The sequence below is a fragment of the Streptomyces yamdrokensis genome (assembly GCF_053890455.1).
In genome coordinates this window covers 5,503,376-5,517,982 of the sequence record NZ_CM132679.1, presented here as the reverse complement: position 1 = coordinate 5,517,982, position 14,607 = coordinate 5,503,376, and the positions used below count along the sequence as shown (strand labels likewise).

17 protein-coding genes are annotated in these 14,607 nt (G+C 72.5%); 6 read left to right on the top strand and 11 right to left on the bottom strand.

Features of this window, described 5'->3' with window-relative positions; genetic code table 11:
* Positions 1-10: 10 nt before the first annotated feature.
* From ACWZEH_RS24625 to ACWZEH_RS24615, 3 genes are all read right to left on the bottom strand, one after another.
* Positions 11-1,018, bottom strand: a complete 1,008-nt coding sequence (locus tag ACWZEH_RS24625; RefSeq protein ID WP_456193285.1) for a methionine synthase — start codon at positions 1,016-1,018, stop codon at positions 11-13.
* Positions 1,019-1,183: 165 nt separating this feature from the next.
* Positions 1,184-1,894, bottom strand: coding sequence for an SDR family oxidoreductase (locus ACWZEH_RS24620; protein WP_456193284.1), 711 nt, complete (start codon positions 1,892-1,894; stop codon positions 1,184-1,186).
* 18 nt (positions 1,895-1,912) lie between these two features.
* Complete coding sequence (locus ACWZEH_RS24615; RefSeq protein ID WP_456193283.1) at positions 1,913-2,452, bottom strand: LOG family protein; 540 nt, start codon at positions 2,450-2,452, stop codon at positions 1,913-1,915.
* Between the two features lie 228 nt (positions 2,453-2,680).
* Here ACWZEH_RS24615 and ACWZEH_RS24610 point away from each other — a divergent pair, with 228 nt between their 5' ends.
* The 4 genes from ACWZEH_RS24610 to ACWZEH_RS24595 all read left to right on the top strand — a co-directional run bounded on the left by ACWZEH_RS24610 (position 2,681) and on the right by ACWZEH_RS24595 (position 5,923).
* Entirely contained in the window at positions 2,681-3,022 is a 342-nt protein-coding gene (locus ACWZEH_RS24610; protein ID WP_456193282.1) for a DUF427 domain-containing protein, read from the top strand.
* Positions 3,023-3,102: 80 nt separating this feature from the next.
* Positions 3,103-3,882 (top strand): alpha/beta fold hydrolase, encoded by a 780-nt coding sequence (locus ACWZEH_RS24605; RefSeq protein WP_456193281.1) that lies wholly within the window; start codon positions 3,103-3,105, stop codon positions 3,880-3,882.
* 943 nt (positions 3,883-4,825) lie between these two features.
* Entirely contained in the window at positions 4,826-5,305 is a 480-nt protein-coding gene (locus ACWZEH_RS24600) for an RICIN domain-containing protein (RefSeq protein WP_456193280.1), read from the top strand.
* Positions 5,306-5,560: 255 nt separating this feature from the next.
* Positions 5,561-5,923 (top strand): hypothetical protein, encoded by a 363-nt coding sequence (locus ACWZEH_RS24595; RefSeq protein ID WP_456193279.1) that lies wholly within the window; start codon positions 5,561-5,563, stop codon positions 5,921-5,923.
* Positions 5,924-5,959: 36 nt separating this feature from the next.
* Here the strand turns inward: ACWZEH_RS24595 and mnmA are convergent, their stop codons facing one another.
* Entirely contained in the window at positions 5,960-7,096 is a 1,137-nt protein-coding gene (mnmA, locus tag ACWZEH_RS24590; RefSeq protein ID WP_456193278.1) for a tRNA 2-thiouridine(34) synthase MnmA, read from the bottom strand.
* Between the two features lie 59 nt (positions 7,097-7,155).
* On the opposite strand from mnmA, the gene ACWZEH_RS24585 reads away from it, so the two are divergent.
* Positions 7,156-7,836, top strand: coding sequence for an N-acetylmuramoyl-L-alanine amidase (locus tag ACWZEH_RS24585; protein ID WP_456193277.1), 681 nt, complete (start codon positions 7,156-7,158; stop codon positions 7,834-7,836).
* A 139-nt stretch (positions 7,837-7,975) separates the two neighbouring features.
* Here the strand turns inward: ACWZEH_RS24585 and ACWZEH_RS24580 are convergent, their stop codons facing one another.
* The 3 genes from ACWZEH_RS24580 to ACWZEH_RS24570 all read right to left on the bottom strand — a co-directional run bounded on the left by ACWZEH_RS24580 (position 7,976) and on the right by ACWZEH_RS24570 (position 9,643).
* Entirely contained in the window at positions 7,976-9,145 is a 1,170-nt protein-coding gene (locus ACWZEH_RS24580) for a cysteine desulfurase family protein (protein WP_456193276.1), read from the bottom strand.
* A gap of 67 nt (positions 9,146-9,212) precedes the next feature.
* Positions 9,213-9,479 carry a DUF4190 domain-containing protein gene (locus ACWZEH_RS24575; protein WP_456193275.1) on the bottom strand — a complete coding sequence of 89 codons (267 nt, stop codon included), beginning with the start codon at positions 9,477-9,479 and terminating at the stop codon, positions 9,213-9,215.
* Between the two features lie 5 nt (positions 9,480-9,484).
* Positions 9,485-9,643 carry a hypothetical protein gene (locus tag ACWZEH_RS24570; protein WP_456193274.1) on the bottom strand — a complete coding sequence of 53 codons (159 nt, stop codon included), beginning with the start codon at positions 9,641-9,643 and terminating at the stop codon, positions 9,485-9,487.
* A gap of 153 nt (positions 9,644-9,796) precedes the next feature.
* Here ACWZEH_RS24570 and ACWZEH_RS24565 point away from each other — a divergent pair, with 153 nt between their 5' ends.
* Positions 9,797-10,525 (top strand): TetR family transcriptional regulator, encoded by a 729-nt coding sequence (locus ACWZEH_RS24565; protein ID WP_456193273.1) that lies wholly within the window; start codon positions 9,797-9,799, stop codon positions 10,523-10,525.
* Positions 10,526-10,572: 47 nt separating this feature from the next.
* Here the strand turns inward: ACWZEH_RS24565 and ACWZEH_RS24560 are convergent, their stop codons facing one another.
* The 4 genes from ACWZEH_RS24560 to ACWZEH_RS24545 form a co-directional block, all read right to left on the bottom strand.
* Entirely contained in the window at positions 10,573-11,433 is an 861-nt protein-coding gene (locus ACWZEH_RS24560; protein WP_456193272.1) for a thioesterase family protein, read from the bottom strand.
* 74 nt (positions 11,434-11,507) lie between these two features.
* Entirely contained in the window at positions 11,508-12,167 is a 660-nt protein-coding gene (locus ACWZEH_RS24555) for a trimeric intracellular cation channel family protein (protein WP_456193271.1), read from the bottom strand.
* Positions 12,168-12,354: 187 nt separating this feature from the next.
* Entirely contained in the window at positions 12,355-13,608 is a 1,254-nt protein-coding gene (locus ACWZEH_RS24550) for an ABC transporter ATP-binding protein (protein WP_456193270.1), read from the bottom strand.
* A complete protein-coding gene (locus ACWZEH_RS24545; protein ID WP_456193269.1) occupies positions 13,605-14,606 on the bottom strand; it encodes an ABC transporter ATP-binding protein in 1,002 nt (333 codons plus the stop codon). Before ACWZEH_RS24545 ends, ACWZEH_RS24550 begins: the two co-directional genes overlap by 4 nt.
* Position 14,607 lies beyond the last annotated feature (1 nt).

Sequence of the window (14,607 nt, the reverse complement as noted above, 5' to 3'; positions counted from 1 at the left end):
TGTCCTTCCGTCACTCTGGGTCGTCCGCGAGGGATCTCGCCGCCCGGACGCAGTGCGCGTAGGCGGTGCGCGCGTACTCCGGGGACGCCCCCGCGAGTCCGCACGCCGGGGTGACCGTGACCGCCTCCGCGAGAAGGCCCGGTCGCAGCCCCAGCCTGCGCCACAGCGTTCTGACACCCATGACGCTACCGGCAGGGTCCGACAACGGGCCGTCCGTGCCCGGCACGACACCGGTGAACAGCCGGGCGCCGCTCTCGACCGCCTCCCCGATCGTGTCGTCGTCACCTTCGGTGAGGAGCGAGAAGTCGAAGGAGACCGCCTGCGCGCCAGCCCTCCGCAGCAGGGCGAACGGCACGTCGGGCGCGCACGAGTGGACCACGACCGGGCCGCCGTCGTGCACGGCGAACACGTCCCTCAGCCCGGACTCGACGAGCTGACGGTCCACCGCGCGGTGGGTGCGGTAGCCGCTGGCGCTGCGCACCCGGCCGTGCAGGACGTCGGTGAGGGAGGGCTCGTCGAGCTGGAGGACGAGCCGTGCGCCGGGCACGCGCCGGCCCACCTCGGCGAGGTGCAGGCGCAGCCCTTCGGCGAGCGAGGCGGCCAGGTCCCGGCAGGCGCCGGGGTCGGAGAGGGCCACCTCGCCGTTGCGCAGCTCCAGCTGGGCGGCGAGCGTCCAGGGGCCGACGGCCTGCACCTTCAGCGGGCCCTCGTACCCCTGGGTGTACTCCTCCAGCGCGTCGAGGTCCTCGCCGAGCCAGGAGCGGGCCCGCCTGGTGTCGCGTCCGGGCCGGTCCCCGAGCCTCCAGCCGCTGGGCTCCACGCGTGCGTACAGCTCGACGAGCATCCCGGCGGTCCGTCCGATCATGTCCGCGCCGGGTCCCCGGGCGGGCAGTTCGGGCAGGAAGGGGAAGTCCTCGAAGCTTCCGGTGACGGTCTTGACGGCCTCGCGGGCGTCCCCGCCCGGCATGGACCCGACCCCGGTCGCGGCCCCGAACCTGAACTGACTGTTATCGCTCACCGGAGAAGCGTACGGAACGGGCGGCGGGGCCGGTGTCCCGGCCGGGCCGCGGGGAGCGCGCGCCCGGCGGCACAGACGGTCCCGCGCCCGGCCAAAGGGCGGGCGGGCAGCAGTCCGCGCCCGGCGGGACGGTGTCCCCGGAGCACCCGGCCGTACGCCCGTGGGTCAGCCCCCGGCCCCCGGCCCCGGCCGCACGGTCAGGTCGTTGACCTCCGCGTCCCGGGGCAGATCGAGGGCCATGACGATGGTCGTGGCGACCGACTCGGGGTCGATCCACCTGTCGGCGTCGTAGTCCTTGCCCTCCTGCTGGTGGACCTTGGCCTGCATGGGACTGGCGGTGCGGCCGGGGTAGACCGAGGTGACGCGGACGCCGCCCGCGTGCTCCTCCTCGCGCAGGGAGTCGGCGAGGGCCTTCAGACCGTGCTTGGAGGCCGCGTAGGCACCCCACAGGGCGTGGGCGTTCAGGCCGGCGCCGGAGTTGACGAAGACCACGTGTCCGCGGCTCGCGCGCAGCTGGGGCAGGAAGTGCCGGGTGAGTTCGGCGGGGGCGACGAGGTTGACGTCGAGCTGGTGCCGCCAGGCCTTCGGCGTCAGCTCGCCGACCCCGCCGAGGTCGACGACGCCGGCGATGTGCAGCAGGGAGTCCACCCGGTCCGGGAGGGACTGGTGGGAGAAGGCCCAGCTGAGCCTGTCGGGGTCGGCCAGGTCGCCGACGAGGGTCCGCGCGCCGGGGAACCCGGCCGCCAGTTCCTTCGCCCGTCCCGCCGACCGCGCGTGCAGGACGAGGTCGTCGCCGCGCGTGTGCAGCCGGCGGGCGACGGCCGCGCCGATGCCGGAACCGGCTCCGGTGATCACATGTGTAGGCATGCCCGCCATGCTCGCATCACGCACGGCTCACTCGATGCCCCGGCTCTCCTCCAGGTACGCCAGCGCCCCGACGGGCTCCTCGGCGAAGAACACCAGGTCGGTGAGGGCGCGGGGCAGGAAGCCCTCGTCCTCCATCCGCCGGAACTGGGTCTTGAGCCCGTCGTAGAAACCCGCGGTGTTCAGCAGGACCACGGGCTTGTCCGTGTGCCCGTGCTTCTTCAGTTCCAGGATCTCGGTGGCCTCGTCGAGCGTGCCGGTACCGCCCACCATGACCACCACCGCGTCGGCCTTCTCCAGGAGCAGCCGTTTGCGCTCCGCCAGGCCGGGGGCGATCACCATCTCGTCGGCGCCCCGGCGTGCCCTCGCCGCCAGGAACTCCACGGAGACACCGAGGAGCCGGCCGCCCGCCTCCTGCACGCCGTCGGCGACGACCTTCATCAGGCCGGTGTCGGAACCGCCCCACACCAGGGTGTGGCCGCCCTTGCCGAGCAGTTCGGCGAACTCCCGCGCGGGGCGCGTGTAGCGCTCGTCGAGATCGGCGGCGGAGAGGAAGACACAGATGTTCACCGGCCCAGGGTACGGGCCCGTCCGGCACCAGAGGGAAGAATTCGCCTTCGGCGAGCGCTGCACCGTCCGGCGTCCGGGCCGGCCGGCGTCCGGCCGGCCCGGCCGGCACGAGAGGGAAGAATTCGCCTTCGGCGAGCGCTGCACCGTCCGGCGTCCGGGCCGGCCGGCGTCCGGCCTTCCCGGCCGGCCCGGACGCCCCCTGACCCGGCCGACCGAGGAGTGTGGACCATGACCGCAGGACATCGCATCACCGTCGAACAAAGCGAACGGCACGTGCGTGTGGTGCACGGCGGGGAGGTCCTGGCCGAGAGCGACCAGGCGCTGGTCCTGCGCGAGACGGGCTGTCCCCCGCGGTACTACCTCCCGCCCGGGGACGTACGGCTCGACCTGCTGACCCCGTCCGACACCCGCACCCACTGCCCCTTCAAGGGCACCGCGTCCTACTGGTCACGGCCGGGCTCGCCCGATCTCGTGTGGGCGTACCCGGACCCGAAGCCGGACGTCGCCGGCATCAGGGACCACCTGTGCTTCTACGACGTGGAGGTCCACGGGGAAGCGGAACTCCGATGACCGGATAGAAGGGTTGCGATCGTCGGACGCGCGGCCCGCCTCACCGATGATCGGGCCGCGGTGCGGCAGTCTGCGGAGACATGGACAAGAACATCGTTTCGCGTGACGGCACCCACATCGCCCACGAGAGCGCCGGACGGGGTTCCGTGGTCGTCCTCGTCAGCGGCGCGATGTCGACGGGCGCTACGGTGGCACCGCTGGCCGCGCCGCTCTCGGAGCGGTTCCGGGTCGTCGTGTACGACCGCCGGGGCCGCGGTGCGAGCGGGGACACGGCCCCGTACGCGGTGGAACGCGAGGTCGAGGACCTGGCGGCGCTGATCGAGGCGGTGGGCGGACAGGCCTCGCTGTACGGTGTCTCCTCCGGCGGCGCGCTGGCGCTGCGCGCGGCGGCGAGCGGTCTGCCGGTGCGGCACGTCGCCGTGTACGAGACGCCGTACGCGATGTCCGAGGGGGATCTGAGGGAGCGCGCGCGGTACACCGAGCGCCTGACGGAGGCACTGGGTGAGGGGCGCCGCGGGGACGCGGTGGAACTCTTCCTCCGCCTCACCGGACTGGGCGAGGCGGTGATCGAGGGCGCCCGTCACTCCCCCCTGTGGGCCGGGATGGAGACGATCGCGCCGAGCCTCGCCCACGACGACGCGGTCATGGGCGACGGCGGCGTCCCGGTGAAACTGCTGGCGTCGGTCCCCGTGCCGGTGCTGTCCATCGCGGGCGACGCGAGCCCGGCCTGGATGCGCGAGGCCGCCCGGGCCATCGCGGACACCGTCCCCCACGGCACCTGCCGCACCCTGGCGGGACAGACCCACATGGTGGAGCCGGACGTCCTGGCACCGGTGTTGGCGGATTTCTTCACGTCATGAGGACGTGACGAGGCCGGGCCACGGCGCCCCGGTCCTCCGCCATGCCCTGTGACGGAGGACCGAACGGGCCGGTGGCGCCGCCGCCAGGCGGCGAGCACGGGCAGACCGGGCTGCCCGGTCTGCCCGTGCTCGCCGCCTGACCCGCAGCCGCCTGACGGCTGGTCACCTCCGTCGAGCACCGGCTCGAACCAGATGCTCTTGCCACCCACCCCGGACACCGCCTCCCGGGTTGGCATCCGCCCCAGTCGTCGGCCGGCAGTTCCAGGACCAGCGGCCCTCGGCCCCGCTCCTCGTCCACCCCGCCCGCCAGCGGTACGGGGAACGCGGTGCAGTGGGCCGAAGACTCCGGGCCCAGGCATCACCAGCAGGTCCGTCCGAAGCCGGACCCCAGTCCCGGGGGCAGCAGTTGTCAGGCCATGTCGTTGTGGAGCACGTACAGGACGCCCTGCGGGCACAGCCGGCCCGGTACCGGCCGCGGGCCCGGCGACTTCTCCGGCCGGGGGGCAGCGGCGGCCCGGCCAGCGCCCACAGTTGCCCTCAGGGATCCTTGCAGGTGTCGAGGAGCAGCGTTTGCACGGCTTCGGAGGGCACTTCGGCGGTGGGCGGCGCTGTCCGTCGTCGTGAACGACGGAATGAGACAGCCGCCTCGTCAAGACGGCTGTCGGTTTCTCGTTCCTGCCGCTCTCGCCTGCCGCGCGGCGTTCACCCCGACCGTTCGAAGCCGGCAGTGCGCCGCCACACCGTTGCGCCGCGTGCGCGACATGTGGGTGACGCTCGGTCAGGTGGTTCGAGTAGCGCCGTCCACCCGTTCGAGATCTTCCAGACAGGCTCTGACCTGGCGAAACGGCCGGTCACTGCGCTGTGGGGCAACAGCCGGCTGCCTACGCTGAGTTTCAGGGGAGCCCTCTCCGATGAAAAACTCTCGAGGCTGAGGAGCACTGACTTGACTGACCTCGTACTGCTCGCGGGCGGATCGGTGACGATGACCCACCACGTCACCGGCACCTACTTCATGTGCAACGACTGGCACGACGGTGTCGGCAACCACACCCAGACCTGGGCACAGGACCCGTTCGCCAAGGACAACAACTCGCACCGGTGGTTCCTGCGGCAGAACGCCGACGGTACCGTGCGCGTCGAGTCGTACGCCAACCACCGCTGCCTCACCGCAGGGGCCAACCCGCCCGACACCGTGACCCTTCGAGAACGCACGGACAGCCTCAGCCAGCACTGGCGGCTGGTCTCCCACGCAGAGCGGGGCAACGACTTCTACATGGTCTCGGTCGTGCACCCGCGCTACGCCCTGGCCATCGCGGACCACCTCCAGGGCAACGACCGGCTGGTGGGCCTGACCCGCATGTGGGGCGGGCCGAACCTCTCCCAGCTGTGGCGGATCTACCCCTCGTCGGAGGACCAGGGCTGACTCCGGACGAGCACGCGCGCCGCCCCGTCGCGGGGAGTGCCGCCTGAAGCGTGCCGGCCAACCAGCGGGTGGCCGCCAAGCGCCGGTCACGACGGCGGTGCAACGGCGGCCACCCGCGGCCGGACATCACCGGCACCTTCCCCCGAAGTCCTTTCAGGACACGGAAACGGCGTGGAAGCGGGATCGGTGGGTCGGTACGGTGCGGTCTTCCGGTCAGTGGTTTCCGTGGACTCCGGCGTTCGGGAAGCGATTCACATGACCAGCCGGCGAACGACGACGACCCTGTGGCGTCCGACCGGGCCCGAGGAGCTGGAGCTGGTCCGGGAGTCGGGATGGCGGGCCTGGCCGCCCCGGCTGCCCGAGCAGCCGGTCTTCTGTCCCGTGCTCGACGAGGACCACGCGATCAGGATCGCCCGGGACTGGAACGTGAAGCACGACGGTGCCGGGTTCGTCACCCGCTTCGAGGTCGAATCGGAGTTCCTCGCCCGGTATCCCGTCCGGCGGGCGGGCGGGCGGACCATCCTCGAACTGCGGGTTCCGGCCGGGGAACTGGACGAGTTCGACTCCCACATCGTGGGTGGGATCGAACTCGTCCACGAGTTTCCCGCGCCACCGTGACAATCGCGCGTCCGGTCCGGCAGGGCCGCGCCCGGGTCAGACCGTCGTGGGGGTCCTCGTCGTGCGGGAGGTCGACGCGATCGTCGCCGAGCCGACGACCCGGGTGCCCGCGTAGAGGACGACGGCCTGGCCGGGTGCCACTCCCCGGACCGGCTCCTTGAAGGAGACCTCCAGGGTGCCGTCGACGAGTTCGGCGGTGACCTCGGTCTCCTCGCCGTGGGCGCGGAGCTGGGCGGTGTAGGTGCCGGGGCCGGCCGGGGCGGTGCCGCACCAGCGGGGCTCGATCGCGGTGAGCGCGCCGACGTCGAGGGAGTCCGCGGGACCGACGGTGACCGTGTTGGTCACCGGGGAGATGTCGAGGACGTAGCGGGGCTTGCCGTCGGGGGCGGGGGTGCCGATGCGCAGGCCCTTGCGCTGGCCGATGGTGAAGCCGTGGGCGCCCTCGTGCGTGCCGACCTTGGCGCCGGACTCGTCGACGATGTCGCCCTCGGCGCGGCCCAGCCGGTTCGCGAGGAAGCCCTGGGTGTCGCCGTCGGCGATGAAGCAGATGTCGTGCGAGTCGGGCTTCTTGGCCACCGCCAGTCCCCTGCGCTCGGCCTCCGCGCGGATCTCGTCCTTGGTGGTGACCGTGTCGCCGAGCGGGAACATCGCGTGGGCGAGCTGCCGGTCGTCCAGCACGCCGAGGACGTACGACTGGTCCTTGGCCATGTCGGAGGCGCGGTGCAGTTCGCGCGTGCCGTCGGACAGGGTGACCACGCGCGCGTAGTGGCCGGTGGCCACGGCGTCGAAGCCGAGGGCCAGGGCCTTGTCGAGCAGCGCGGCGAACTTGATCTTCTCGTTGCAGCGCAGGCACGGGTTGGGGGTGCGGCCGGCCTCGTACTCGGCGACGAAGTTCTCCACGACGTCCTCGCGGAAGCGGTCGGCGAGGTCCCACACGTAGAACGGGATGCCGATGACGTCGGCGGCGCGGCGGGCGTCGCGCGAGTCCTCGATGGTGCAGCAGCCCCGCGCGCCCGTGCGGAAGGACTGGGGGTTCGCGGAGAGCGCGAGGTGGACGCCGGTCACGTCGTGTCCCGCTTCGGCGGCACGGGCCGCGGCCACGGCGGAGTCGACGCCGCCGGACATGGCGGCCAGGACGCGAAGGGGACGGGAGGGCTGCGGGGTCTCAGTCATAACGCCTCCAGGGTACGGGGCACGGGAACCGGAACCACCGGGTATCCGTTGTAGACCGCATGGGGGAAAGAAGAGCTTCCAAGGACCGGGTCGCCGGGGACGGGGACCGTCGCATCGGCCGGCGGGCCCTGATCGTCGGCGGTGTGACCGCCGCCGCGGGTACGGCCGTGCTGGCGCGGGACGAGCTGGGCCGCCTGTGGTGGAGGGTGCCCGGGGTCGAGAAGCCCCGTGAGGCCGGTGTCGTCGACTTCGCGGGCGCGCACTGGGTGGCGGCCTCGGACGCCAACTGGCGGCGCGCGGACCGGCCCGACGACTTCGGCATAGACATGGTGATCGTGCATGTCACCCAGGGCAGTTTCGACAGCGCGGTGCGGGCCTTCCAGGACCCCGGGCACCAGGCGGCGACGCACTACATCGTCGGCCAGGACGGACGCGTCGCGCAGATGATCCGCGAGCTGGACGTGGCCTACCACGCGGGAAACCGCGACTACAACGAGCGCAGTGTCGGCATCGAGCACGAGGGGTTCGTGGACCGGCCGCAGGACCTCACGGACGAGATGTACGAGGCCTCGGCCCGGCTCACGGCCCGGATCTGCGCCCGCTACGACATCCCGGTCGACCGGGAGCACATCATCGGCCACATCGAGGTGCCGGGCACCGACCACACCGACCCGGGTCCGCACTGGGACTGGGACCGCTACATGAAGCTGGTCCGCCGGGCGCGTACGGCACGGGCCTGAGGCCCGGCGGTCCCGTCCGCCGGGCCACCGGCGTTCCTGGCCGGCTCGTCGGCGGCCGTGCCGGGGCCGGCGGTGGTGGCGCCAAGCCCGTCGGTGGTCCCGTCCGGCCTGCCGACGGTCCCGACCGGCCCGTCGGCGGTTACGTCAAGCCCGCCCGGCGGGCGCGTTCCACCGCCGGGCCGATGGCCTTCGCCAGGGCCTCGACGTCGGCGCGGGTGGAGGTGTGGCCGAGGGAGAAGCGGAGGGTGCCGCGGGCCAGGTCCGGGTCGGTGCCGGTGGCCAGGAGAACGTGGCTGGGCTGGGCGACACCGGCGGTGCAGGCGGAGCCGGTGGAGCACTCGATGCCCTGGGCGTCGAGCAGGAGCAGCAGGGAGTCGCCCTCGCAGCCGGGGAACGTGAAGTGGGCGTTGGCCGGGAGCCGTCCCCCGGGCGCGGGGTCGCCGCCGAGGACGGCGTCCGGGACGGCCTCGCGGACCGCGGCGACCAGTTCGTCGCGGAGCGCGCCGATCTCGCGGGCGAACCACTCCCGCTGCCGGGCGGCGAGCCGGCCGGCCACCGCGAAGGAGGCGACCGCGGGCACGTCGAGCGTGCCGGAGCGCACGTGCCGCTCCTGACCGCCGCCGTGCAGCACGGGTACGGGGGTGTGCTCGCGGCCCAGGACCAGTGCTCCGATGCCGTACGGACCGCCGATCTTGTGGCCCGAGACGGTCATCGCGGCGAGCCCCGAGGCGGCGAAGTCCACCGGCACCTGGCCGAAGGCCTGGACGGCGTCGGAGTGCAGCGGGACACCGGACTCGGCGGCGGCCTCGGCCAGTTCGCGGACCGGCAGAATCGTCCCGATCTCGTTGTTGGCCCACATCACCGTGGCCAGGGCCACGTCGTCGGGGTTCCTGGCGATCGCCTCCCGCAGGGCGTCCGGGTGGACCCGGCCGTGCGGGTCGACCGGCAGGTACTCGACGGTGGCGCCCTCGTGCTCGCCGAGCCAGTGGACGGCGTCCAGGACGGCATGGTGCTCGACGGGGCTGGCGAGGACCCGGGTGCGGGCCGGCTCGGCGTCTCGGCGGGCCCAGTACAGGCCCTTCACGGCGAGGTTGTCGGCCTCGGTGCCGCCCGAGGTGAAGACCACCTCGCTGGGGCGTGCCCCGAGGGCTTCGGCGAGGGCTTCGCGGGCCTCCTCGACACTCCGGCGGGCCCGCCGGCCGGCCGCGTGGAGGGAGGAGGCGTTGCCGGTGACGCCGAGGTGCGCGGTGAGTGCCTCGACCGCCTCGGGAAGCATCGGGGTGGTCGCGGCGTGGTCGAGGTAAGCCATGGTGGGGCCGATTCTACGGGCCCCGTCCGGTGGCCTCGGGGCGCGGTCGGCCGGATACCACGCCCGCTCAGAAGCTCCAGGAGATCGTGTCGTTCATCCGCATCAACGCCAGCAGGACCAGCAGGTCGGCGATGCCCAGGCCGAGGCCCAGGCAGGCGCGTGCGCGCCGGGTCGTGCCCCGCCGCAGGGCGAGGCCCGCCAGCACGATGGCGATCGGACCGAGAACGACGTTGAGGACGAGCAGGCCCAGCAGCCCCAGGACGAAGGACGCGACCGCCATGCCGTCGGCGTCCTGGACAGCGGTTCGGTGGGGGGCCCGGGAGGTGAGGTACACGGTGGTCAGCCCTCCCGGCGGATGCGGGCGCGGCGCTCGCGCAGGGCGAAGACGGCGAGCCAGACGGCGATGACGGCGCCCCCGGCCGCGGAGACGGCCGGCGGCACGTGGGCCACGGTGCCCAGGACGACGCCCATCAGCAGAAGCGCGGCGAGGAACAGCATGAGTCGGGCCCTCCAGGCTTCGGGGTTCGGGGTTCGGGGTTCGGGGTTCGGTGAGCATCTGCAGGTACGAGTGTTCACTGACTCTGTGGTCCAAACACTCGGCACCCGCCGTCGCGCTTTGCGATTTTGGAGAACGGTTGTTGACTGCATGGCATGAGTCACGCCCTCGGCACCCGGCAGGCCCAGAAGCAGAGGACCCGGCGGACGCTCCTCGACGCGGCACTGGGGCTGCTCGAGGAACAGGGCCTCGGCAGCCTGGGCCTGCGCGAGGTCACCCGGGCCGCGGGGATCGCCCCGACCGCCTTCTACCGGCACTTCCGCTCGATCGAGGATCTGGGCGTGGCACTGGTCGGGGAGGCGCTCGAAAGCCTGCACCCGTTGATCGGGACGGTGATGGCCACGAGCGGTGACGCCGAGGAGCGCATCACGCGCGCCGTGGAACTGATCGCCGGGCATGTGGACCGGCACCCGGCGCACATGCGGTTCATCGTCCGCGAGCGGCACGGCGGGGTGCAGGCGGTCCGGGAGGCGATACGCGAGCAGCTCGCCCGGTTCACCGAGGAGGTCGCGAAGGCACTGGCCGGGGACCCGGTGTCCGCGGGCTGGAGCGAGGACGACCTGCTGATGCTGGCCCAGCTCTACGTCGACCAGATGATCGCCACGGGATGCCTTCTCCTGGAGGCACCGGCATCGGTACCGGCGACGGCGCCCGGGGGACGCGAGCGGTCGCGGACGCGGGAGCACGTGGCACTGATGGCGGCCCGTCGGCTGCGGCTGATCGGCATCGGCCGTCTGCACTGGCTGGACCGCCCGGCCGACGGAGGCAGGGCCGGTGACGGCACTCCCGGCGGCGGAACGAAGGGCGACGGTACGGCCGGCTGACGCGCCGGCCGCACCGCGAAGGACGGCGCAGGACCGCCCAGGACCGCTCAGCCCAGGCGTACCCGGGCGAGCTGACGGGACTGGGCCACCAGGCGGCCGGAGCTGTCCCAGACCTCGGCGTCCTCCTCGAGGAAGCCGCCGGCGAGGTTGCGGGTGGTGATCGACACCCGCAGCGGGCCGGGTGCCGGGCGGGAGCGGACGTGCACCGTCAGCTCGACCGTGGGGACCCAGCCCTTGATCCCGAGCTCGAAGGCGGTGGGAGGCAGCGCGTCCACCGCGAGGAGCAGCGAGAGCGGGTCGTGGTCCCGGCCGTCGGCGAGCCCGAACCAGGCGCGCATCTCCCCCTTGCCGGAGGGCTTCCCGAGGGCCCAGCCGAGGGTCGACGGGTCGAGCTTGAGCATCAGCCGGTCCATGATGGCGGAGCTGCCCTCGACGGGGGCCGGGCCGTCCCCGGCGCCGAAGCACTGGTCCATGGGCGGCATCCCGGGCGGCTCGGCCGACGTACGGACGTCGTCGGGGAGGGTGTCCAGGTCGCCGTAGGACGCCAGGAGACGGATGCGCTCGACCTCACGGCCCCGGTCGTCCGTCTGGAAGAGGGACGCCTGCCCGGTCGAGAGGGTGCGTCCGGTGCGTACGGTCTGGGTGCGGACGACCGCCGGGCCCGGCTGGGAGGCGGTCAGGTAGTGCGCGGTGAGGGTGAACGGGTCCGGGTGCGGCAGCGCGTCGGCGAGGGCGCGGCCCAGGACGGCCAGCAGATAGCCGCCGTTGACGGCGCTGATGATCGTCCAGCCGGCGGAGAGATCGGCGTCGTAGACGCCCGGTTCGCGGGGGACGACCGCGGTGTCGCGATCGAACTCACTGTCGCCGATGGTGGCCCGAACGGCCGCGGCGGAGGCTGCTTCTGGCATGGATGAACAGTACAAGAGTGACCTACTAAGCGGTAGCTTTCTCCCGCCTCTCCCCCTCGTCCGCTCCTCCTCGCCTACTCCTCCTCGCGGACCGTCGAGCGCCGCTGCCACGCGCGGGGCGCCCGCCAGTGGTACCGCAGCGCCAGCAGCCGCAGCACGAACGCCGTGATCACGGCGAGGGTGCCGGTGAGCGCGTTCAGCGTGTCGAACCGGATGCACAGCGCGACCATGGTGGCGCCGACGAGCGCCGGCACCGCGTAGAGATCGCGGTCCCAGCGCAGCAGCGAGGGCACCTCGTTGGCGAGCACGTCCCGCAGTACACCCCCGCCCACCGCGGTGGCGAGACCCATGCAGGCGGAGGCGGTCAGGCCGAGCCCGTAGTCGTACGCCTTGGTGGTGCCGACGACGCAGAACAGGCCGAGCCCGGCAGCGTCGAAGAAGTTGACGGCGTTCTGGATGCGCTCCACGTGCGGGTGGAGGAAGAAGACCAGCACCACGGCGAACAGCGGGGTGACGAAGTACCCCAGGTCCGTGAAGGCGGCGGGCGGCACCGCGCCGATGACCACGTCGCGGAAGAGACCGCCGCCGAGGGCGGTGACCTCCGCGAGTACGGCGATGCCGAAGACATCGAGGTTCTTGCGCACGGCCAGCAGGGCGCCCGAGATCGCGAAGACGAAGATGCCGATCAGGTCGAGCGTGTGCAGGAGGGACGGGCTGAAGAGTTGCTGAAGCACCCGTACATTCTTACCCGGCAGGAACCCCTCGCCTTACAAAACAAGGCGAGGGGTGAGACGAACGTACTGTCCGTGGAGGTGCGAACCGGTCCGGGCGGGCACCGGACGACGCCCCGAAGGGTTCCCGGAGCACCGGACGGTTCCGCCCCGTCCGGTGCTCCGGGAACCCGGGAAGTACGGCGGTCCGTCAGTCGGTCCCGGCCGGACCCTTGCCGGACGCGTCCGGCCCCGTGGCGTCGTGGCCCTTCGCGACGGCGTCGGCCGGCGGGTCGCTCGGCACCTCGGCCACTGCGGGCACCTTCTCCTTGACCACCGCGGCGTCCGGCTTGGTCGTCGAGTCGGCCGGCAGGAGCGCGGCGGGAACCTCCGCTTCGCCCTCGGCCCGCTCCGCCACCACGTCCTCGGTCTCCGTGACGGCCTCGATGCCCGTCGGCCGGGTCCGCGTCAGCTCTCCCGACGCGATCTCGGCGGTGTAGTGGCAGGCCACCCGGTGACCGCCGCCGACGTCCCGCAGTTCCGGCCGCTCGGTCGCGCACCGCTCCGCCTGGGCCCAGGGGCAGCGGGTGTGGAAGCGGCAGCCGGTGGGCGGGTTCGCCGGGGAGGGCAGGTCACCGGTGAGCAGGATGCGCTCGCGGCGGTCCTCCACCTCCGGGTCCGGCACCGGCACGGCCGACATCAGGGCCTTGGTGTACGGGTGCTTGGGCTCGGCGTAGAGCGTGTCGCTCGGCGCCTCCTCGACCAGCGAGCCCAGGTACATCACGCCGATGACGTCGGAGATGTGCCGGACGACCGCGAGGTCGTGGGCGATCACCAGGTAGGTCAGGCCGAGTTCCTCCTGGAGTTCCTCCAGCAGGTTGACGACCTGGGCCTGGATCGACACGTCGAGCGCGGAGACCGGCTCGTCGCAGATGATCACGTCCGGCTCGAGGACCAGCGCGCGGGCGATGCCGATGCGCTGGCGCTGGCCGCCGGAGAACTCGTGCGGGTAGCGGGCCAGCGCGTTGGAGGGCAGGCCGACCCGCTCCAGGATCGCCTTGATCTTCTCGCGGCGCTCCTCCTGGTTCTTGCCGATGCCGTGGGCGACCATGCCCTCGGACAGGATCGACTCGATGTTCTGCCGGGGGTTGAGCGAGCCCAGCGGGTCCTGGAAGACCATCTGGAGCCGGCGCCGGAAGCGGCGCATCTCCTCGCTCGGCAGCTTCGCCAGGTCGGTGCCGTCCAGGACGACCGACCCCTCGGTGATGTCCACCAGCCGCAGCACCGACCGCCCGAGGGTGGTCTTGCCGCAGCCGGACTCGCCGACCAGACCGTAGGTCTCGCCGGCCTCGACCTTCAGGGACACCCCGTCCACCGCGTAGACGTGCCCGACCGTACGGTCGAACAGCACGCCCTTCTTGATGGGGAAGTGGACCTTGACGCCGTCCAGTTCGAGCAGGCTCATGCGGGGACCTCCTCGGCCTTCGCGTCGTCGAGTACGGGGTTGACGCACCGCACCTGGTGACCGGCGGCACGCGGCTCGGCGAGCCGCGGGGTGCCGGTCAGGCAGCCCATCTCGTACCGGTCGCAGCGCGGCGCGAAGGCACAGCCGTCGGCCCAGGCGACACGGTCGTTGATGGAGCCGCGGATGGGCTTGAGGGACTCGCCCCGGGGGGCGTCCAGGCGCGGGATGGAGCCCAGCAGTCCGTGCGTGTAGGGGTGGGTGGGGTGGGCGAACAGCTCGCGGCGCCCGGCGGACTCCACGGCCTTGCCCGCGTAGAGCACGTTGACCTCGTCGCAGAGGCCTGCGACCACCCCGAGGTCGTGGGTGATCATCAGCAGGGCGGTGCCCTCCTGGTCCACGAGTTCCTTGAGCAGTTCCAGGATCTGGGCCTGGATCGTCACGTCGAGGGCCGTGGTGGGCTCGTCGGCGATGAGCAGGCTCGGGGCGCAGGCCACCGCCATGGCGATCAGCGCGCGCTGGCGCATACCGCCGGAGAGCTGGTGCGGGTACTCCTTGAGCCGCCGGTCCGGGTCGGGGATGCCGACCCGGTCCAGCAGGTGGGCGGCCTCCTTGCGGGCGGCCTCCCCCTTCATCCCGCGGTGACGCTCCAGGATCTCGGTGACCTGCACGCCGATCGGCACGACCGGGTTGAGCGAGGACAGCGGGTCCTGGAAGATCATCGCCATCCTGCTGCCGCGCAGGTCGCGGCGGGCGGACGGGCTCATGGTGAACAGGTCCGTGCCGTCGAATTCGGCACGGCCGCCGACCGTGACGCCCTTGTGGGGCAACAGGCCCATCAGAGCCAGGGAGGTGACGGACTTTCCGCAGCCGGACTCGCCGACCAGGCCCACGACCTGGCCCTGGTCGACCGAGAAGGAGACGCCGTCGACCGCCCGGGACTCCTTGCGGCCGCGGCCGCCGAAGGTGACGGTCAGTTCGTCGACAGTGAGCAGAGACATG